We start from the raw sequence: 20,845 nt of genomic DNA, 5'->3' as shown, positions 1-20,845 counted from the left end.
GGCTATCGCCACTCAGAGAGCGACGCTGCGGCGCTCGTCGGAACCGACAGCCACGCCTCGTCGGTCGTGACGTCCGCGACGATTAGCCGACGCTGTCCCTCCGTCTCGTCGACGGCGGCGACGACGTGTGGCGTATCGACGGACCGACTCTCGACCGACTCGGTTTCTGCGCTCATATTCAGTCGTTCTCTCTCCCACTAAATGAACGTGGCGAAATAGAGGAGGTAAGCTATACAATACACGACTGCTGTCGCAGTTATCGGCAATATATTTCCGTTATCCGGGACGGAGGGAAACACTCTATCTGACCGACACTATCGCCGGGTAGGGGGGACAGCGAGACGGTCGTCCGACACGGACGAGACGTCCAGCGGGTCAACGTCGCTCTCAGTCGTGGTGACCGACAGCGTTTTTCCGGGGCCACGCGTGCAGTGGGACGTGCAACTTCGCGGCGTCGTCGTGGACGTAGGGGACCCGAAGACGGTCAGCACGCAGTACGGGGAGAGCGACCTCGCCGAGGTGACCGTCCGGCCGGAACGCGGGGCCGGAGAGCCGACGACGGTCACGCTCTGGGGGAAGTGGACCGAGACGGCCGAGGTGCTGGAGACGGGCATGGAACTGGCTGTCTACGACCCCGACGAGCGACAGTATCAGGGGGAGACGCAGTACTCGGTTGGGAGCGACGCCACCGTCGTCGTGGAACCGGGCTTCCTCGTGGACGTGACCGACGTCCGCGCGTGGGTACAGTGCCCCCGGATGTACTACCTCCGGAAACTGGACGGCGCGGACCTCGCGTACCCACTCGTGAAAGGGACCGTCGTCCACGAGGTGTTCGGTGACCTCCTCCGGGGCCGGGACGTCGAGGCGGCCATCGACGAGCAAATCGAGGCCGCCGGACTGGACATCGGCTTGCTCGGCCGGGAGGCCGACGAGGTGGCCGGGGACGTGCGCGACCACGCGAAGGCCATCGAGGGGTGGCTGAATCAGGGGACGCTGACGGACACAGACGAGTGGCGCTCCGAGATGACGCTCATCTCCGAACGCTACGGGATGAAGGGGCGGGCCGACGCCGTCCGACGCGGGATGCCGGTCGAACTCAAGACCGGCAAGAACACGAAGCGCGAACCGCGCTTTCAGGACAAGATTCAGGCGGCGGCGTACGCGCTGATGCTCGGCGAACGGGCGGCGAACTCGCTGGACGCGAGCGCCGTGATGGCCGGCGACGGTGGCGAGACGACGCCCATAGAGGCCGCACCCGACACCGGGACGCTCCTCTACACCAAGAACGCCGCCGTCGACCGGAACGAGGAGAGCGGCGACCTCTCGCCCGCCAAGGAGTTCTCCATCGGGTCGGGCCTGCTGAACTACGTGATTCGGACCCGCAACGCCATCGCGGCGATGGAACACGACGCCAGCGTTCCGACGGGGTACGAGGCCAACGCCAAGTGCGAGTACTGCTTCGAACAGGACACCTGCATGGCCGTCTCGGGCCGTCTGGACCAGGAGTCCAAAGCCGGACAGGTCGGCGTCGCCATCCCCGAGGAAGAGCGGGACTACTTCGAGCGGTTCTACGAGGCCATCGAGGCCGAGCGACGGGCGGTCCACCGCGAGTACGCGAAACTCTGGGAGCAGACCGCCGAGGAACGGGCCGACGACGACCGGGCGCTCGTCGACCTCGAACCGGTCGGGCGCACGGAACTCGACAGCGGCCGCTGGGAACTGCGTGCGACGGGAACCGGCGCCGTCTCGAAGATTCGGGAGGGGGACCTCGTGATGGCCAGCGACGGCGACCCCGTGACTGGGAACGCGGAACTGGCCCGCGTCGAGCGCATTAGCGAGGCGGGAAGCGCCTCGGAAGACGCGAACGGTGAAACCGTGAGCAGCGGCGAGGAGATAGTGGTCACCGCCGACGAACCGCTCGATTTGCGGCGGCTGGACGTCTACCCCTCGGAACTGACGACCGACCGCCTCCAGAACGCGCTCCACGACGCCCTGTTGACCCAGTCGCCGGACGAGAAAGACGTGCTGTTCGGGCGACGGGACCCCGAGTTCGAGACGGTCGAGGAGACGTTCATCGACAACAACGACGCTCAGAACGAGGCTGTCAAGTTGGCCGTCGGGGCCGAGGACTTCGCGCTGGTCCACGGCCCGCCGGGGACAGGCAAGACCTACACGCTCGCGCGGATGCTCAGGGCGTTGGTCGACCGGGGAGACCGGGTCCTGCTGTCGGCCTTCACGAACCGCGCCGTCGACAACGCCATCGAGGCGCTTGAGGAACAAGGTTTCACCGACGTCGTCCGCGTCGGCACCGAGAGCGGCGTGCGCGAGGACATGCAGAAGTACAGGCTGGAGCAGTCCGGCGACCCGAGCGAGTGTGCGGGGACCCTCCAGAGCGCACAGGTGGTGGCGGCGACGACGGCCACCTGCGGGGGCACCGCGATGCAGAGCCAGTCGTTCGACGTGGCCGTCGTCGACGAGGCGGGGCAGTTGACCGAACCCGGCACGCTCGCGGCGACGACGCTCGCCAACCGGTTCGTCCTCGTGGGCGACCACCAGCAACTCCCGCCGGTCGTCCAGTCCGAAGACGCCACGCTCTCGACGTCGCTGTTCCAGCGACTCATCGAATCCCATCCGGACGCCGGGGTGATGCTGGACCGACAGTACCGGATGGCCCAGCACATTCAAGCGTTCGCTTCGCGGGAGTTCTACGACGGCCAGTTGCGCCCGGCGACGGGCGAGGTGGCCGCCCAGCGCATCGACGACCTGCCCGACGTCTCGATGGACGCACTCCCCGCACAGCTCCGTGACAGGGTGTCGTTCGTCGACCCCGACGGGTCCCAGACGGGCAACACCAACCCACAGGAGGCGGACGCCGTCGCCGAAGTGGTCTCGGCCTACCGCGAGGCCGGCGTCCCAGCCGACGCTATCGGCGTCATCGCCCCGTTCCGCGCGCAGGTGGCGGAACTCGACCGCCGACTCCCGTCGGTAACCGTCGACACCGTGGACCGCTTCCAAGGGTCGAGCAAGGAGGTCATCGTCGTCTCCTTCGTCGCCACTGAGACCCTCGAGGGCCCAATCTTCGAGGACTATCGCCGCATCAACGTCGCGATGACGCGAGCGAAGAAGGCGCTCGTGCTGGTCGGTGACGCGGAGGCGCTCGCCGCCGACGAGGTGTACGGCCGGATGGTCGAGTGGGCCCGGAACTGACCCGACCTTGCATTGTTAGCGACGTGATTTAAACCGCTGTAGCCGATATATCGGAGCGAATGACCGACTGCCCTGACTGTGGGTTCCCGCTGGCGGCCGAACAGGAACTGTCCGAGGAGACCCTGTTCGAGTGCCGGCAGTGTGGTGCCAAACACGTGGACTGAAGTCGTCCGGACCTGTCCCCGTGCCCACTCGTCCACTCCGACCCCGCCCGAGCATCGCCACCCGAACGCGGCGTCTCCGACCGGTGAGCCTACCCGCCGCCTCGTTTTCGCGCCAGCAAGTCCGTGTAGAGCCGTCTTCTGAGTTCGGACCGCAACTCGGTAGCCGTCGATTCGTCGACGTCGTACGCCGTCGCCGACCCGCCGAGGAGACTCGCCGTACTGGCGGTGTCGGCCGTGACCGTCGCGAGGTTTCGGCGGCGCTGGAACGGCGACCGGCCGACGAACACCGTCTGAATCCGATAGTACGGGACGATTCGGGTCGTCTGTGACCAGAACCCGGACCGGGTGACGAACGCGTCGTCGTCCAGCGCGAACCCGCGGTGGCGCCACCGGAGGTGGGCCGCCGCCGGGACCAACAGGAACAGACCCAACAGGGCCCACCAGTACCCGGTCTCGAGTAGGAACCTATCGACGGCGTACCCAGCCCCGGTGAGGAGGGCGGCGACGATGCCGAACCGCACCGCGTACCGCCGCCGGGCGCGTGTCGGCGCCTGCTCGAACTCGACGGTCCCGAACGGTTCGACGTCCCGGGCGAGTTCGTACACCTCCTCTCGGGGGGCCATGGGAACGGCGACGCCCTGCGAGGACTGCTGGTCGCCGCCGCTGTATCCGGCCGTCTCGACGACGAGCGTCGCGTACCCTACCCGGCGCATGAGGACGTTCTCCTTGACCGAGACGGTCTGGACCTTCGAGAGCGGGATGGTGCCGCTGTACCGGCGCACGAGACCCCGCTGGTACCGCAGGTCGTCCCCCTCGCGGAACAGGCGGAAGTCGTAGTACTCGACGACGGTGAGGACGAGACTGACGACCAGCGCCGCCAGCAGGAACTCGACCAGCGTCAAGAGACCGAGCGCGACCAACCGCGGCGGCCCGAACGTCTCCAGCACCGACGGCGTCAGTGCCGGGTCGCCGCCGACGACGGTGAGGTTGAACCGGAGGACGGTTGCCACGAGGTCGCCGCCGAGCGGCAGGCCCGCCAACGTCAACACGGGAGCGGCCGGGCGGACGGAGACGACGGCGTAGGTCAGCAGGTCGCGCCACGAGAAGGCGAACAGTTCTGTCACCCCTTCGTCGGCAGACTCGTCCACCCTCCGAGGTGTCTCTCCGAGTGGTTCGGACAGCCCCGTCGTCGACTCGGTCGTCGGCCCGGACGCCTCGGGTCCGTCCTCGTCGGCAGGGGTCGACTCCCTGCCGGAGCGCTGGACGAGACGCCGGAGTCTGTCGGCCTCCGCGGCGTCGACGGCGTCCAGCGACGCCTCCGTCGTACTCCCGCCCGCCGTCTCGAAGTCCACGACGGTCAGCCCGAGCAACCTGTTGAGGACCCCCTGTCTCAGGTCGACGTTCTGAATCCGACCGAGGGGTATCTCTCTGGACTGCCGCGCGAACACGCCGGACTCGACGGCCAGCGTGTCGCCCGCTATCTCGTAGCGGAACCGGTAGTAACGCAGGAGCGCGTATCCCCCGGTGAGCGTCGCCCCGAGGGGTGCGAGCGCCGGGCCGGCCCACGCCGGGAGACCGAGCGACCCCGCCAGCGCGGTGCCGGCGAAGAAGCCGAAGACGACCCCCTGCACGGCCGCCCGACCGACGCGCAGGACCGCGCTCCGCGGATGGAGTCGTCTCATACTGCGTCGGTCGCCTCGCTCTCGCTGGCGAGGTCCCGGAGGCGTTCGCGCAGTTCGGTCGCTCGTTCCGGCCTGAGGCCGGGGATGGTGATGTCGGCCCCGCGCGACCCGGCGGTGTAGACGACCACGCTGGCGAGGCCCGCCGCCCGCTCGACCGGGCCGCGCGTCGTATCGACGTGCTGGACTCTGACGTACGGAACCGAGGTGTCCGTCCGCGTCAGCACGCCGCGGACGAGAAAGAGGGCGTCGTCCTGCAGAGCGAACCGCCAGATTCGATGGGCGAAGACGGCGTGGACCGCGCCAAGGACGACGAGGACGGCCCATCCGGCGACGACGAGTTCGAGCGGTACAGAGACGAACAGACGGTCCGCGAGGACCGCGAGTCCCAGTAGCACCGACGTGACGACGACCGTTCGCCCGGCCCACAGCACTCTCACTCGCGGGTGCAACGACTCCATAGGTCCACCGTGGGGCGAGACGCTGATTAAGTGTGGGGACGGGATGTCGAGCATCCGCCGCTGCCGGCGATGTGTCGACCCAGATACGCCGGACCGACGCGGTCGCTCACCGGTCTCGGGTAACGGAATCGTGCCCGGTAACCCTCACCTCAGCGGGACGAGGGTGCAGAGTAGCGGAGAATTACCTCGACGCATCGTCGGCGAACGGACGGTACTCTCGGCTACCGAATTGTTAGATATTCATAACTAACTGGCGGCGCCGCGTGAGTCCCCGCCGGGTGACACACGTCACCCGGATTCAGATGTCAGACCAACCATCCGACACCGGACTGACGCGCCGCGACGCGCTCAGGCGGGGACTGGCGACGGGCACTGTCCTCACCGTAGGGTCGCTCGCAATCGGGAGTCCGACCGTCTCGAAGCGGGCGGCGGCACACCCGAAACCCGAGACTCACGACGTCGTCTGGGGCGACGACGTGGACTACCTCGACGGAGTGGTACAGACGTACGCCACGACGAACCCGCAGGGCAACCTCTCGTCGCTCGGCGTCTACATGGACGCCGACGCGCTGGTGGCCTTCGACGAGGACGCGCTGGGCGTCCACCTGGGACTGCCCGCGTCGGTCGACACGCACCAGTTCACTTTCGTCGGGTTCCACTACAACCCCGAAGGGCACCCACCGCCGGACGTGTACACCGTTCCACACTACGACTTCCACTTCTACACGGTTCCCGAGGAACTGGTCGAGGGTATCCTCGGAGGGCCAGCGACCTACGAACTCCCCGATGCACAGATACCCACTGACTACCAGCGACTGCCCGAAATCGACAGCGACGGCGACGGCGAACCCGACGCCCCACTCGTCGAACCACACATGGGCGAACACCTGGCTGACCTGAGCAGTCCGGAGTTCCAGCCAGACGGCTCGTTCACGCACACGATGATATACGGCGCGTACGACCCAGACGGCGACGGCACCGGACAGTTAATCTTCGTCGAGCCGATGGTGACGGCCGAGTTCATCGACGGGCTAGGGGAACGTCTGGCGGTCGAGATGAAGACGCCAGCGGTGTACGCCACCGCCGGCGAGTACCCCACGCAGTACGTCATGCGGCCGTCTGTGCGCGACGGACTGTTCGTCTCCATCGACGGATTCACCGAGTTCGAGGGGCTGAGCGGCTGAGACGGAGTCTGCGGCCTTCGGCCCCCTCGATGACTCTTCCCACCGGCACAGACCGTTCGGTACCTGCTCAGTCGTCCGTGGCCGCCGACCGCCCGACGTCCGCCTCGTCATCGATTTCGTCGAGGACCCGTCGGTGGAACTCCGCCAGCACGGCGGACTCGTCCTCGGCGAGGACCACGTCGCTGGCCAGCAGGGTCGCCAGTCCGAACGCCCGGGGCGAGGGCGAGTCCACACGTATCGACTCGACGTCCACCGCGCCGCGTTCGACGTCCGACAAGACGTCCTCGATGCCCGCGACGTTCAGTTTGTCCTCCAGTATCTCCCGGTAGGTCTCCTCGACGACGGCGAAGTCCCCGAGGTTCTCGGCGAACCCGAGCAACATCTCCGAGGAGACCTGCTGTTCGCTGGCGGACTTCTCGTAGCCCTTGTAGCGTTTCAGTATCATCAGCGAGCGCGTGGCGTTGATGCGGAAGTACCGCTGGAGGAGGTCGGTGCCGTCGAGACTCGCCCGCAGGTCCTCGCGCACGTCCTCGGGGTCGATACCTTCGATGATGCGCTGGACGTCGACCTTGCGGTTCAGCGGCATCGAGAGCGTGAAGCCGTTGTCGGCGACGGCGACCTGCACGTTGGCGTTGGCCGCCTGCGCGACGCGGTAGGCGAGCAGTCGCGAGAGACCGTCGTTGAACCGACGGCCGTAGTTCGAGTGGACGTAGTAGCGCCGTTCGTACTCGTCGTGGTCCATCGCCTCCTCGACGACCAGACGCTCGTCGGTGGCGACGCTCTCGGACCCGGCGTAGGCCACTTGCTCCCGGAACATCCGAGCGACGGCGCGGACGGTGTTCTCGTCCAGCGGGAAGTCTCGGAGCCAGTTCCGGACCTCCGACATGCCGCCGCGTTCGAGTTTTCCGAGCAGTTCGCGCTGGAAGGCGAGCACCTCCCGTCCGAGGTCGTACGACAGCGGCAGGCGCTCGGAGAACCACGACGGCACCGTCGGCCGGGCGCTCGTCGGGTCGACGTACACCTTCGACCCGCGCCGGTAGCGGTACTCGTAGTTCGACCCCCCGAGGACGAACACGTCGCCCTGTTCCAGCGTGTCCAGATACGCCTCGTCCAGTTGCCCCACCCACTCGTCGCCGCTTCGGGTGAACACGTCACAGGTGAACGAGTCGGGGATGGTCCCGATGTTGGTCATGTAGATGACCCGGGCGAGACGGCCCCGCTTGCCGACGAGCGGTTCGCCCACGTCGTACTCCTCGTAGTGGTACTCGCCGTCGGGCGGGTCGTTCTCGTCCCGCCAAATCTTCGCGTAGACGTTCCGGTCCTCCATCCCGGGGTAGTCCGCCGTCAGGTAGCGACACAGTTGCGCCCACGACTCGTCGGCGTAGTTCCGGTAGGGATAGGCCCGTTCGAGGATGCCGCGGACCTCCCGTTCGGGCCGAACCTGATTGATAGCCATGCCGTAGACGTGCTGTGTCGCCACGTCCTGTGCGTTCTCGGGGACGAACACCCGGTCGACGAACCCCTCCTCGGCCTTCTTCAACATCACCGCACACTCGACCAGTTCGTCCCGGTCCAGCGCGACCACCCGGCCCTCGACGGTCTGGCCGAGTTGGTGGCCGGCGCGGCCGACTCGTTGGAGGAGCGAGGCGACCGATTTCGGGGACCCCACCTGCACCACGAGGTCGATGTACGGCATGTCGATGCCCAGTTCCAGACTCGTCGAGGTGGTCACCACGTCCAACTCGCCGTCCTTCAGCGCCTGTTCGATGCCCTGTCGCTTCTCCTTCGAGAGCGACCCGTGGTGACACCCGGAGTTGGTCTCGTCGTACTCGTCGTAGCGCTCCCGGAGGTTCTGGAGGACGCGTTCGGCCCCAGACCGGGTGTTCGTGAAGACCAGCGTGTTCGTGTGGTCCTGAATCTGCTCGTGGAGCTCCCGGTAGAACCGCTCGGTGACGACGTCGCTGGGCGTGTCGATGAGGTCGTCGGTCGGGCAGGTCAGTTCGACGTCGAAGTCCCGCGCGAACCGCGTGTCGACGATTTCGTACGGACGGGACTCGCCCCCCGGTTCCTCGCGGCCGACGAGGAACTCCGCGACGGTGTCGAGCGGTTCGACGGTGGCCGAACAGCCGATGCGCGTGGGCGAGGTCTCGGCCATCGCCTCCAGTCGCTCCAGCGACACCGAGAGGTGGGTCCCCCGCTTGTTCTCGGCGAGGCTGTGAATCTCGTCGACGACGACGTACTCGACCGTCTCCAGTTTCTCCTTGAATTTCGGGGAGTTCAGCAGGATGGCGAGCGTCTCCGGCGTCGTGTTGAGGATGTGCGGCGTCGTCTCCAGCATCGCCTGTCGCTCGCTGTCGCTGGTGTCGCCGTGGCGGATGGCGTGGCGAATCTCCACGTCCTCGCCGCGTCCGTCGAGTTTGTCGGTGATGCCGTCCAGCGGCACCTCCAGATTCCGGTGGATGTCGTTGGCGAGCGACTTGAGCGGCGAGACGTACAGACAGTAGACGGAGTTGTCGAGTTCGTCCTCGCGGGCCTTCTCGAACAGTTCGTTGATGATGCCGGTGAAGGAGGCCAGCGTCTTGCCCGACCCCGTCGGCGCACAGATGAGGGCGTTCTCTCCCTCGTGGATGAGCGGGATGGCCTCCTTCTGGGGCGGCGTGAAGAAGCCACCGTTCCCGGGGACGTACTCGCCGAACTGCTCGACCCACCACTCCCGTACGACCGGGGCGAGGCGGTCCAGCACGTCCGCGTCGTCGATGGCGACCGACTCCGGGTCGAACGCCGGGTCGGTCGCCGCGAGGCGCTCTCGTCCTCCCATTGGCTCTGGTGGTTCGGTGGACCCGTGAGGGGAAGTGGGTTCCGCCACGATAGTTAGGTACCGGGCGAAACTGGTCGGTTAACACAGAGTTAGCCGGCCCGCCCAGACAGTCAAATACGCGTCGGAGTCTCCACGAGATTCATTACGCTGGACTTCGGTGAGTGGAGTATGTCCCTGCTGCCCTCGCGTGGCCCCGACGCGAGCGCGTCACAGGACGGGGAACTCCAAATCGTCGGTGTCGACGACGACGTCTCCGCTGTCCTCGACGCGCTCTCCTCCGAGACGGCCCGCGAGATACTCAACGCCGTCTACGACGACCCGGGAACGCCCTCCGAACTCGCCGACCGACTGGGGATGTCCATCCAGAAGGTGTCCTACCACCTCGAAAAGCTCGAAACAGAGGAGCTCATCACCGTCGCCGGGACCCAGTACTCCGAGAAGGGTCAAGAGATGAAGGTGTACGAACCCCCGGACGACCCCCTCGTGCTGTTCGTCGGCACGCAAGACCGCAAGCGGTCGCTGAAGTCCCTCGTGAAACGGCTGATGCCGGCCGTCGGCATCCTGACCGCCGCGAGCGTCGTGATGCAGTTCCTCCTCGGTAACCTCCCCTTGCCGTTCGGGACGAGCGCCTCCGGCGACGGGGCCCAGAGCGGGGGCGGCGGTGGGGACGGCGGACAGGTCTCCTCACAGGGAAGCGAAGCGACCCCGACGCCGACGGAGGTGGCGACGGAGACGGAAGCCGCGACGACGTCGGGCGACGGCGGCGGCGTCAGTATCGCCGAGGCGACCGAGACCCCGACTCCCACCGACGTTGCGACGGAGGAACCCGAGGCCCTCGACGCGGCCACGGAGGTGGCCACCACCGCCGCGAGCGGTGGCGGGTTCGACGTCGACCCGGCCGTGACCTTCTTCCTCGGCGGCTTACTCGTCGTCGCCATCGTCGCCGTGACGCTGGCGTACACCGACTACTGACCGCCGGCCCCGGTTTTCGGTCGCTCAAAACTCGTTTTGAGCCTCAGATGGACTTTTTGTACACCCCTTGCTATCACTAAGTGCGCCGTCGCGGGGCGACCCGGTTCACTACGGTCCGCCCTGACCCGGTGACGCACTCCCCCGTCACCGCCCCACCGGTCCCCGCCGGCGGCCACCTGCCTGCCCACCCCTCCGCTGACGCGCCCTGTGCGGTCCCCGCTCTCCCCACCCTCCAACGCGGTCCGCCCCTCCCCCGCTGACGACACCAATACCTTTGCCCCTCGAAGCGGTGGTCCCCCCTATGCGACTCACGTTTCTCGGTACCGGCAGCGCCATGCCCACGGGCACCCGCGCCCAGTCGGGGTATCTGGTCGAATCAGGTGACGACGCCCTCCTCGTCGACTGTGGCAGCGGCGTCCTCTCGGCGCTCGCCCGCACCGACCGCGGCTACGAGGGGGTCGACACCGTCCTCTTGACCCACCACCACCTCGACCACGTCTCCGACCTCGACGTCCTGCTGAAGGCCCGGTGGCTGGCCGGAGAGACGGACCTGACCGTCGCCGGTCCCCCCGGAACGACGGCACTCGTGGAGGACCTCCTCTCGGTCCACGAGTACATGCAGGGGCGACTCGACCTCACGCTCAGGGACGTGGACGGGCAGTTCTCGCTTGCCGGATTCGACGCCGACCGCGTCGAGACGCGTCACTCGATGCAGTGTTTCGCCTATCGGCTCACCCCCGACGACGGCGGGCCGACGATGGCCTTCAGCGGCGATTCGGAGGCGTTCGCCGACCTCGTCGAGTTCGCCGGCGGTGCCGCAGTCCTCGTCCACGACTGTTCGTTCCCCGACGACGTGGACGTCTCGAACCACCCGACGCCGTCGTCGCTCGGCGAGGCGCTCTCGGCGGCCGACGCCGAGGTGGGCCGCGTCTATCTCACTCACCTGTACCCGCACACCGAGGGCCGACACGAGGAGATGCTGGCGTCGCTCGGCGAACGCTACGACGGCGACGTGCGCTTCGCGGAGGACGGCCTCACGATAACCGTCGACGGACGCTGACCCTCAGACTCGCTGGAGCGTCACCCGGAAGTCGGCCCCGCCCAGTTCGCTGTCGCCGACGCTGACGCTCCCCCCGTAGGACTCCGTCAGCGCGCGGACGAACCCGAGGCCGAACCCGCTCCCCGAACTGTCCGGTCCCTTCGCCCCCATCTCGAAAATATCCTCGCGGAGGTGTTCGGGGACGCCGCTCCCGTCGTCGGCGAACCCGACGACCACCTCGTCGGCGCCGTTCTCCTCGGCGTAGACCCGCATCTGCACGTCGCCCTCGTTGTGGACGGCGGCGTTCGAGACGAGGTTCGTGAACACGGAGTCCAGCAGTTCGCCGCCGTACACCCGGTAATCGAACGCCGTCGGGTCGAACGACACCGAGAGCGAGTCGTAGTTCGCCTCGACCTCCGTGAGGGTCGTCTCCAGTATCGCCCCGAGGTCGCGGGGTTCCGGTTCGTCCTGCTCTTCGAGCGTCGAGACGAGCGAACCCACCCGTTCGATGAGGTCGGCCGAACTCCGGGCGGCCCGCTGAATCTTCCCGACGTACTCCTCGGCCTGCCCGTCCACCTCCATCGCGACGGCGTCCGCAAAGCCGGCGATGACCTGCAGGTCGTTCCCGAGGTCGTGTCGCAGGAGGCGGTCGTACATCTCTATCATCTCCTTGCGCGTCTCCAAGTCCTGCCGCGCCCGTTCGAGGCGCTCCCGCGAACGGATGTTGCTGATTGCCGTCGCCGCGTGCGAGGCGAGAATCTCCAGCGGACGGCTGTCTTCCTCACCGAAGGAGTCCACGGACGTCGACCGCGTGACGAGAATCGCCGTCACCTCGCCGCCCACCTGTGCTGGCACGGCGAGCGTCGCAGTCACGTCCGAGTCGGCAGTCATCCCCGCCTCGTCACCGGTAGCCACGACTGTATCCCCCTCCGCGAACGCCCGTTCGGCGACGTCGCTCGGTTGGGCCCCCGGCCCCAGTCGCGGGTTCGTGCTGTGGACCACGCGCGGCTCCCCGTCACGGACCTCCACGAAGGTCGAGTACGAGAACTGAAAGAGCAGCGACATCGCTTCGAGCGTCATCGAGACGACCTCCTCGACGGTCCCACAGCGGTTGAGCGCCTGGCCGTACTTGTTCAGGTCGGCCACCTGTCGCGCGAAGTCTGGTTGTTCTTCGAATACCATCCGAACCCACCCTCACCAGGAGTGTATCGGAGACTCAGTGGGACAGCGGAAAAACCGTTTCGGACGATTACTAAAAACGATACTACCGATTCAGCGGCCAGCGACGCAGTCGAGTGCCCGCTCACTCGAGCCGATACCGCAACAGCGCCGCGATGCCACCGAGATTCGAGAGTTGCTGGCCGGGCGCGAACTCGGCCGAGAAGACGGTCACCGACCCGCCCTTCTGCTCCGAGGTTTCGATTATGTGGTCGACGTCGACGTCCCAGTCTCCCTCACCGGACCGCTCTTCACGCAGGCGGTCGTCGAGCACCAGTAGCGTCTCGATAGCGCCGAAATCGGCGGCTTTGGCGACCTCTTCCGGTCCGTACGCCACCTCGCTCCCCTCGCCGATGCGGGCCATCAGTTCGTCGATGAGGTCGGCCTCTTCGGCGATGCGAGTCTGCTGCTGGACGTCCTCGACGGCGCCGCGCTTGAGCACTTCGTGGACCCCCCTGTCGCCGACGGCCGACGTGTCCACCACGGTCATCTGCTCGGCTATCTCGGGAATCTCGTCCTCGAAGTAGTCCAGTGCGTCCTGTTTCGTGAATCCCGGTCCAGCGAGGATGTACGCGTCCACGTCCTGCCGCTTCAGGACGGCGGCGAGTTCGGCGAACAGTTCCTCTCGTGGGCGGGCGTACTCGCCTTTTCCCGTCGTCGACGTGATGGACGCGCGTTCCTCGGTGCCGTACTGGGCGACGGTGTGGACGTGGGCCTCGCCCTCCTCGACGGTGGCGATGGCCACGTCCGGGTTTTCGGTGGCCTCGACGGCCTCCTCGAGTCGCGCGTTCTGGTCCGGTTTCCACCGCTTCTCGATGGTCAGTTCGGTGTGTTCCTCGACGTTGAGCGTGTGGTGGAAACCGAGTTGGTCCTCGCGCGAGCAGTCGATTATCTCCCCGCCGACCCGGAGTCGGTTGGCGAACTTGGCGAACTCCACGTCCGTCACCTCGATTTCGAGCCACATCGGTTCGCGCTCCCCGCCTTTATCTCGGAGGGTGTCGTCGTTGCGCTGGATGCGCCGCGTGGTGTCGCCGGAGACGTGGTCGCCGGGTTCGACGACGTGCGAGAGGTGCCAGAGGTCGTCCAGCGTCTCGGGGACCACCTCGACGCGTTCGCGACCCTCGCCGGTGGCCTCCCGGCTCTTTATCTGCATAGCGGAAGGTGTGCCGTCCGGCCTCAAGTGCCCTGCTATTCACACCGCCGCCTGCCCCGCCGTCGCGTCCTCGTCCGTCTCCTCGGGCAGGTCCAGGTCCGCGACGCCCGCCCCGATGGCGTACGCGGCGGCGACGTTGCCGTAGAACACGACGAACGGCACGAGGAGAGCGCCGATACCCGTGGCGGCGACGGCCCCCGAGAGGACCTGTGCGAGGAAGCCGATAGCGACGGCGACGACCCACGCCGTCGCGTAGCGCCCGTCACCCGCCACCGGGCGCAGTTGCCGGGGCGAGAACGCCGCGCCGAACCGTCCCGTTCGGGCGAAGGCGGCCACCGCCGCCGGGAACAGGTACAGCGCCGCCAGCAACAGCAGGAGCGTCACGGCCAACACCGCGAGGGCGAGTACGAGACCGGCGACGGCGAGCAGTCCCGACCGCGGCCCGGCCCCACCCTCGACGACGGCGACGGGAAAGAGGAACAGGGCCGCTGCGACGGCGATAGCTATCGCGGGCACTAGCAGGTACACGAGCGAAATTACGAACGCGACCACGCCGTCAACGAGGAGGTCACCCCAGTCGTCGAACTCCGGTGGGGCCTCCGTGTCGCCCGCCGCCACCTGTCGGATGACCCGGACGAGGTATCCGTACACGAACAGGAGCGGAACGAACAGGAACCCCAACAGACTCAACACGCCGCCGACCAGTAGCGTCTCGACGTTCTTCTCGCCTTTCCACGGGAATCTGAGTGCGTCTTCGAACATGGTTGTCTCCGTCACCGCCTCCGTCAGCGGCGCGAACGAGTGCGGTCGGCGTCGGCCCGGCGTGGCAGTAACGTGGTAGTGTTGGACTGCCGAGGGGATAAACACAGGCTGACAGGACCTCACAGGTCGCACGCCAGACGCTGACGGGATAGATGTCACTCGCGTACAGGTCGCTACAAAACAAAACTCGAACAGAACCGGTCAGTCGCTCAGGCCGCCGGTTGGCTGGCGGGCGCGTCGGGACCCTCCTCGACGGCGGGCATCTCCCGGACCGCCGAGCCAATCGCGTGGGCCCCGGCGACGTTCGCGTAGAACGTGATGAAGGGGGCGAGGATGGCACCGATGACGACGACGTTCAGCACGCCGATGACGATACCGCCCAGCAGGCTGATACCGAAGGCGACGGCCCATCCAGTCGCGTAGGTTCGGCTGAAGGCCATCGGGCGGAGTTCCGCCGGCGAGAACGCCGCGCCGAGGCGCTCGGTGCGGACCCACGCGACGACGGCCGCGGGAATCACGTACGCGATGAGCAGCGAGACGAGGGCCACGAGGAGCGCCGTCACGATGGCGATGAGACCGATTGCCAGTCCCGTGCCGCCGTTGTTCCCGCCGATGCCGGCGGTGATGCCGGTGGCGAACACCGCCACGAGGGCGATGACGGTGGGAATCAACGCGTAGACGAACCCGATGGCGAACACCTTCAGGCCGTCGACGAGCATCTCACCCCACTCGTCGAACTCCGGCGGTTCCTCGACGCCGCTCATGACGCTCCGGAGGGTCCGGGCGAGATACCCGAACACGAGGAACGTCGGGACGAGCAGGAAACTGACGAACAGCAGTAGCCCGCCGATGGCGATGTTCTTGACCGCGCTGTCGCTGTTCCGTGGGTAGTTTATGGCTTCTTGAAACATTGTGGGCTCCCGAGACACGGCCGGAGTGCCGGTCTGTCCGTGCGGCGCTCCGTGTATCTTCACCTATACTACGGCCGACAAGTATATCAACTTGCGTGAGCCGTGCTACTCGTCGACCATCCGACTCCCACCGGGCGGGAGGAACTCCTGAATCTTGTCGGGGCTGGCGACTTTCCGGACGAACGTCTCGTCGGCGAAGCGGTCCTTGAACTCCCGGTAGAGCCGTTTCGCGATGTCGTTCTGCGCGAACTGGCCGGGTTCGACGGTGACGCTCGTCGCCGCCGCGGGCCGGATGGCCGCCGGCGGGCCGCCGATGACCTGCGTCTGGTCCTCGCAGGTGATGCCGACGGCGACGCCGACGGGCGTGTCCTCGAAGTACGTGCGGTCGCCGCGGACGGCGAACCCGCCTTTCTCCAAGAACTCCCCGCTCTCGGGCGTCTTCGACACCTGCTCCGGGTCGACCATGTACACGTCGCCGGCGAACTTCCCGTCCTTCCAGACCGAGGAGTACGACACGGCGAACTGCGCCGCTTCCTCCAGCGAGGAATCGGGGAAGTCGACTTCCTTCGCGGGCTCGCTCGGACCGGTAGCCTTGAGAACGGTGACGGGGCCGCCGTGGGCCTGTGCGTGGAAGAACTTGTCACCCCGCTCGCAGTACTTCTGGACGAGTTCCTCGTTGTCGTCGGCGTCCCGGCCGCCGATGACGAGGTAGCCGTCGGACGTGTGGAACCAGCGGAACTGCTCGTACCACTGCTCGTTCTTGCGGATGGGGATAGACGGTTCCGAGAGCCAGTCGGTGGGTTCGTCCTCGTCGTCTTCGTCCGATTCGGCTTCGGCACCGACCTCGGTGTCGTCCGCCTCCCACTCCTCGCGGCGCTGTTTCACGTCTTCGAGGTCCTCGCGCGTGTCCTCGATGGCCGCCATCGCGCCCTCCTTCTTGCCCTCGATGCGCTTCGCCTCCTGGTAGAGTTCGTCGGCGTTCTTCTCGACGCCCTGACTCGCGTCGACGGTGACGCGGGTCCCGTCGACGTCCAGCGTGACGGTCCCCTCGCTGCCGTCCACGCCGACGACGGCCTCCGCCGCCGGGATGCCGCGCTCTGCGCCCTCCGCGAACGTCGACTCGATTTCGTCCCACGGCACGTCGTCCGCCCGGGCCTGCTGGACCGTCGAGAGCACCTCGTCGACGAGGTCGTAGCGGGCGTACAGCAGTTCCGCCTTCTCGCGCTCGGCCTCGGCGTCGGCCTCGAAGTCCTCGATAGCGCCCTCCTGTTGCTGGATGATGTGTTCGTACTTCGATATCTCCGCCTCGAAGTCCGGGCGTTGTGGTTCGCCGCCCTCGACCTGTTCCTCCCGCTGGAAGTTGAAGAAGTAGTCGTCCAGCGCGTCGTTGAACTCGTCGAAGCGTTCGCTGTACAGGTGTTCGTACTCCGCCAGCGGGACGGGCGTGACGTCGACGCGCTGGCGGTGCTCCTCGGTGTCCTCGACGCCATCCGGCGTGTCGTAGTACACTCGCGGGTCGAGGTCCCCTTCGTGCAACCGGGTTCCGAGGTCCGTGACGATGTCGTAGAGGCGTTCGAGTTGCTCGTCGGTCACCTCCTCGACGGGGACGTTGTACTCGATGTCCGCCCGCGTACACAGTTCCTCGCCGTAGAGGCCGCCGAAGTTGAGTTGCGTGGCGAGGGTGCGGACGATGTCCGAGTCGGAGTCGCGGATGCGCGCGACGAAGCCCTTGTAGTCGACGGTCAGCGGGTTGAACCGCGCCGACGGGAACTCGTAGGGCGCCCCGGGCGCGACGGTCCGGGACTTCAGGCGCACCGTCTCCAGACAGTCGATGACCTCGCCGTAATCGTCCAGGACGGCGACGTTCCCGTCGCCGAACAGTTCCGCCACGATGGTCGTAGAGCCGTCCTCGCGGTCGAACTCCAGTTCGATGATGCGGTCGAACTCGAACTGCTCGACGCGGACGAGGTCCGCCCCCGACAGGCGGTTCCGCAGCATCATCGCGAAGTCCGGCGGCCGTCCCGGTGCGTCCGGGACGTGTTCGGCCGCCGCGACGTGCGCGCGCTTGACGTCTCCGACCTCTATGAGGAACTCGACCCGGCCGCGGTCGAAGTCCCGCATCTTCAGTCTGACGAGGTCGTCCTCGGCGTAGAGGTACGCCTTGTCGAGTTTCGCGCCCTCGTAGTCGGCGAGTTCGCCTTCGAGAGCCGCGAGGTCGACGCTCGTCAGTTCCCGCTTCGTGTCCATGTCGGTGGCTGTCGGCGCCGACGCAAAGTCCTGTCGGGACCGGTCGAAACCGATTACGGTCAGGAGGGCAACCGGCGAGTATGGACGACGCGTCTGCCTCGCCGCCGGCGTCACGACGGCGGTTCCTCGCGGCGGTCGGAGCGGCCCTCGGGAGCGCCCTCGCTGGCTGTCCGGGCCGGCGTGGCCGTGCTTCGACCGGGACCGAGTCGGTCACGCCGGCACCCGTCCCCACCGGCGACGGGTCGGCGAGTCGAGGGGCGTCCGTCGGCGGCGTGTCGTGCCCCGGTTTCCCCACCCCCGTCGAGGACGTGACGCGCCTCTGTGGCGCGCGCGCCGAGTCCGCGGACCTCCCTCTCGGCCTCGTCGTCGAGAGCGTCTCGGGCGGGGCGGGCGCGCCGACGCTCCCGCGTGCCGCCCTCACGTTCCGGTTCTACACCGGGCGCGACCTCTCCGTCTCCGGCCTCCATCCGCCGTGGTCCCTCCAGAAGTACGTCGACGGCCAGTGGCACAGGCTTCGACCGACCACCATCGACACGGAAGCGGAGTTCGACGCGACGGGCGGCCGCGAGCGTCGGCGGTGGGAACTCGCCATCGACAACGGGTCGGCGGCACGTCTTGACCCGCGAAACGAGTCGACCGGCATCCAACTCGACGGGTCGGTGACCCGCGTTCCCGTCGCCGGCCTCGGGGGCGGCGTCTACGCCTTCGTCGTCGCCGGGTGGCTGGACGACGCCGAGACCCACCGCCCGGTCGCCGTCGGGTCGCGCTTCCGACTGCAGGGCCCTTCGGTCGCACTCACTCCGACCGAATCCGTCGAGCGCATCGACCGCGATGGGGGCGTCGCTACCGTCGAGGCGGACCCCGGACTCGGGTCGCCCGTCACGTACGTCCTCGAACCGGTGCCGGACTGGGTCTCCGCACCGCGAATCCTCCCCGAGCAAGCAGTCGTCAACCCCCCGTTGCGGAACCTCCTCGCCGCCTACGACTCCGACGTGACGAACGTCGTCCTGCACACCCGGCAACACCCGTCCTATCCGGAGTTCGGGGTTCGGACCTTCTCCTTCGAGGGGACGGGCTACCGGGTCGGGGTGCGGTCGGGCGAGCACACGATCACGCAGACTCCCTGAGCGGCGGTCTCAGAGGGTCGACGAGATGTCCGCTCCGGTATCCAAGCCGTTGCGAACCGCCGCGTGGAGTCGTGCCTCGCCCGCCACCCAGTCGCCGGCGAAGTAGAGGTCGTGGTCGGCACCGCCCGTCAACGCGCCGTGGTCGACCCTGTCCTCCGGTTGGGAGTAGCGCCAGTGCTGATAGTCGGTCCAGTCCGGGTCGGTCAGGCGCTCGTCGTCCAGCAGGTGCGCGGTTCGCTCGGCGATGGCCGACAGCATCTGGTCGGGTCGCTCGTCGTAGTTGGCGACCGACCACGGCTCGTTCATCTGGACCAGCAACAGCGATTCGCCGTCGGGGACGTGGCCGTCCTTGCACTCCTCGCGGGCAATCCACCCGACGTCGTGGTCCATGTCCGCGTTGACCGCGGCGTACCACGGGACGTCCAGTTCGAACGGGTAGTGGAACACGCCCGCGATGACGGTGCGGTAGGGGACCGAGGCGATGGCCTGTCGCATGTCCCGGCAGTCGTCGTGGTCCCACTGGGCCTGTCCCAGCAAGTCGGCCGTCTGCGGTGCCGGTGGCGTGAGGAGGACGGCGTCGTACCGCCCGCGGTCCGTGCCTTCGTCGTCGACGACCCGCCACCCGTCGTCCAGTCGGTCGAGGGTCTGGACGCGGACGCCGTTGTGGACCGTCGCGTCGGTTTCGGCGAACAGGCGTTTCGCGAGTTGCGTGATACCGTCCTCGTAGGTCCACTTGTGGTCCTCCTCCTCCCGGCCCTCGTTGATGCCGCCGGTCCGGTCGAAGGCGTACACCGGTTCCTCGACGTCCACGAGGCCGTCGGTCGGGAGCGTCTCCGTCACCAGTTCAGCGACGCGGTCGTCGTCGTCCTTGAGGTAGTTCGCGCCGTACTCGTAGGTACAGTCGCCCTTTCGACGGGTGGCGGCGCGGCCGCAGACGCCGCCGCTCTTTTCGAGCACCGTGACCTCGACCGGTTCGTCTCTGAGGGCGTAGGTGGCCGCGGCGCCGGCCCCGCCGGCACCGACGACTGCCAACTGCGCTGTCATATACAGACGGACGGTCGGCGCGAGTAAATAACCACACCCACACCACGTCGGCCCCACGCCGCGGGGTGGTCAGACGGCGGCCGCGAGGGCCTCGAGAGCGTCGTCGCCGTCCGCCGTCAGGGGGTCCCCGTGCCCCATCGCCGCGATGTCGAACGGCGGGATGCGCGCCGCGAGGTCACCGACGCTCCCTCGGAGGCGGTCCATGTCGTAGGAGTCGCCCCAGAACGGCGTCGTCAGGCCGCCGTCGTCCTCCCAGACGAGGTCGCCGAGGAACGCCGCCGAGGCGTCCGCGTGGTGGTAGACGACGTGTCCCGGGTTGTGGCCCGGCGTGTGGTAGGCCGTGAACCCGCCGACGGCGTCGCCCTCCTCGACGGGTTCCAGCGCGAGGTCCGGCAGGGGAAAGAGGCGCCTGCTGGCGCGGTGAAAGAGCCCCTTGTGGTGGAGCAGTGCCGGGTCCGAGCGACCTTCGAGTAGCGCGAGGTCCTCGCTCCCGACGGACACCGGGCCGGTGAACTCCGGGACGAGTCGGTTCAGGCCGCCCACGTGGTCGAGGTCGTAGTGGGTCAGGAGGACCCGGTCGACGTCTGCCGGGCCGTAGCCGACGGCCGCCAGTTCGTCGACGATTGTGGGTTCGTTCCACCAGAGACCGGTGTCGACGAGGACGAGGGCGTCGCTCTCCCCGTCGAAGGCGCTCTCGTCGACGAGATAGGCGTTGGACGCGAGGGGCGCTACGAGTCCGAGTTCGAGTAACCACACCCCCTCGCCGAGACGACGAACCATACGTGTAACAGGTCGCCGAACGGCAAAACGGCACGGAATCGTGTGAGAATATGCCTCCCATGACCGGCCACGGGCGAAA

At 67.5% G+C, this 20,845-nt stretch carries 16 protein-coding genes; 5 read left to right on the top strand and 11 right to left on the bottom strand.

Features of this window, described 5'->3' with window-relative positions:
- Window positions 1-2 precede the first annotated feature (2 nt).
- Window positions 3-176: a DUF7556 family protein gene (locus Hhyl6_RS17705; protein ID WP_483740570.1), complete on the bottom strand. Its 174-nt coding sequence runs from the start codon at window positions 174-176 to the stop codon at window positions 3-5.
- A 262-nt stretch (window positions 177-438) separates the two neighbouring features.
- Here Hhyl6_RS17705 and Hhyl6_RS17700 point away from each other — a divergent pair, with 262 nt between their 5' ends.
- Entirely contained in the window at window positions 439-3,207 is a 2,769-nt protein-coding gene (locus Hhyl6_RS17700; RefSeq protein WP_483740569.1) for an AAA domain-containing protein, read from the top strand.
- Window positions 3,208-3,460: 253 nt separating this feature from the next.
- On the opposite strand, the gene Hhyl6_RS17695 is transcribed toward Hhyl6_RS17700, so the two are convergent.
- Both Hhyl6_RS17695 and Hhyl6_RS17690 read right to left on the bottom strand, forming a co-directional pair.
- A complete protein-coding gene (locus Hhyl6_RS17695) occupies window positions 3,461-5,053 on the bottom strand; it encodes a PH domain-containing protein (protein ID WP_483740568.1) in 1,593 nt (530 codons plus the stop codon).
- Window positions 5,050-5,511 carry a PH domain-containing protein gene (locus Hhyl6_RS17690; protein ID WP_483740567.1) on the bottom strand — a complete coding sequence of 154 codons (462 nt, stop codon included), beginning with the start codon at window positions 5,509-5,511 and terminating at the stop codon, window positions 5,050-5,052. The genes Hhyl6_RS17695 and Hhyl6_RS17690 overlap by 4 nt, the downstream gene beginning before the upstream one ends.
- 302 nt (window positions 5,512-5,813) lie before the next feature.
- On the opposite strand from Hhyl6_RS17690, the gene Hhyl6_RS17685 reads away from it, so the two are divergent.
- Window positions 5,814-6,695: a hypothetical protein gene (locus Hhyl6_RS17685; protein WP_483740566.1), complete on the top strand. Its 882-nt coding sequence runs from the start codon at window positions 5,814-5,816 to the stop codon at window positions 6,693-6,695.
- A 67-nt stretch (window positions 6,696-6,762) separates the two neighbouring features.
- Here the strand turns inward: Hhyl6_RS17685 and Hhyl6_RS17680 are convergent, their stop codons facing one another.
- The gene (locus tag Hhyl6_RS17680; protein WP_483740565.1) at window positions 6,763-9,513 is read right to left on the bottom strand and encodes an ATP-dependent helicase; all 2,751 of its coding nucleotides are present in this window, start codon (window positions 9,511-9,513) and stop codon (window positions 6,763-6,765) included.
- Between the two features lie 168 nt (window positions 9,514-9,681).
- Here Hhyl6_RS17680 and Hhyl6_RS17675 point away from each other — a divergent pair, with 168 nt between their 5' ends.
- Together Hhyl6_RS17675 and Hhyl6_RS17670 are read left to right on the top strand one after the other, a co-directional pair.
- Window positions 9,682-10,485 carry an ArsR/SmtB family transcription factor gene (locus Hhyl6_RS17675; RefSeq protein WP_483740564.1) on the top strand — a complete coding sequence of 268 codons (804 nt, stop codon included), beginning with the start codon at window positions 9,682-9,684 and terminating at the stop codon, window positions 10,483-10,485.
- A 301-nt stretch (window positions 10,486-10,786) separates the two neighbouring features.
- The gene (locus Hhyl6_RS17670; RefSeq protein ID WP_483740563.1) at window positions 10,787-11,545 is read left to right on the top strand and encodes an MBL fold metallo-hydrolase; all 759 of its coding nucleotides are present in this window, start codon (window positions 10,787-10,789) and stop codon (window positions 11,543-11,545) included.
- A gap of 3 nt (window positions 11,546-11,548) precedes the next feature.
- Here Hhyl6_RS17670 and Hhyl6_RS17665 read toward each other — a convergent pair whose 3' ends face one another.
- From Hhyl6_RS17665 to rqcH, 5 genes are all read right to left on the bottom strand, one after another.
- Entirely contained in the window at window positions 11,549-12,706 is a 1,158-nt protein-coding gene (locus Hhyl6_RS17665; protein ID WP_483740562.1) for a sensor histidine kinase, read from the bottom strand.
- A 121-nt stretch (window positions 12,707-12,827) separates the two neighbouring features.
- Window positions 12,828-13,895, bottom strand: a complete 1,068-nt coding sequence (locus tag Hhyl6_RS17660; RefSeq protein ID WP_483740561.1) for an mRNA surveillance protein pelota — start codon at window positions 13,893-13,895, stop codon at window positions 12,828-12,830.
- Window positions 13,896-13,934: 39 nt separating this feature from the next.
- Window positions 13,935-14,657, bottom strand: coding sequence for a DUF4013 domain-containing protein (locus Hhyl6_RS17655; protein WP_483740560.1), 723 nt, complete (start codon window positions 14,655-14,657; stop codon window positions 13,935-13,937).
- A gap of 209 nt (window positions 14,658-14,866) precedes the next feature.
- A complete protein-coding gene (locus tag Hhyl6_RS17650; protein ID WP_483740559.1) occupies window positions 14,867-15,568 on the bottom strand; it encodes a DUF4013 domain-containing protein in 702 nt (233 codons plus the stop codon).
- A gap of 105 nt (window positions 15,569-15,673) precedes the next feature.
- A complete protein-coding gene (gene rqcH, locus Hhyl6_RS17645) occupies window positions 15,674-17,815 on the bottom strand; it encodes a ribosome rescue protein RqcH (RefSeq protein ID WP_483740558.1) in 2,142 nt (713 codons plus the stop codon).
- 80 nt (window positions 17,816-17,895) lie between these two features.
- Between rqcH and Hhyl6_RS17640 the strand changes: the two genes are divergently transcribed.
- Entirely contained in the window at window positions 17,896-18,942 is a 1,047-nt protein-coding gene (locus Hhyl6_RS17640; RefSeq protein ID WP_483740557.1) for a hypothetical protein, read from the top strand.
- Window positions 18,943-18,951: 9 nt separating this feature from the next.
- Here the strand turns inward: Hhyl6_RS17640 and Hhyl6_RS17635 are convergent, their stop codons facing one another.
- Window positions 18,952-19,986, bottom strand: a complete 1,035-nt coding sequence (locus tag Hhyl6_RS17635; protein ID WP_483740556.1) for an NAD(P)/FAD-dependent oxidoreductase — start codon at window positions 19,984-19,986, stop codon at window positions 18,952-18,954.
- Window positions 19,987-20,055: 69 nt separating this feature from the next.
- A complete protein-coding gene (locus Hhyl6_RS17630; RefSeq protein WP_483740555.1) occupies window positions 20,056-20,766 on the bottom strand; it encodes an MBL fold metallo-hydrolase in 711 nt (236 codons plus the stop codon).
- Window positions 20,767-20,845 lie beyond the last annotated feature (79 nt).

The sequence above is a fragment of the Haloarcula sp. H-hyl6 genome, assembly GCF_056934455.1.
Note: the sequence above shows the minus strand (reverse complement) of the source record. Positions and strands in the feature narration are given on the sequence as shown.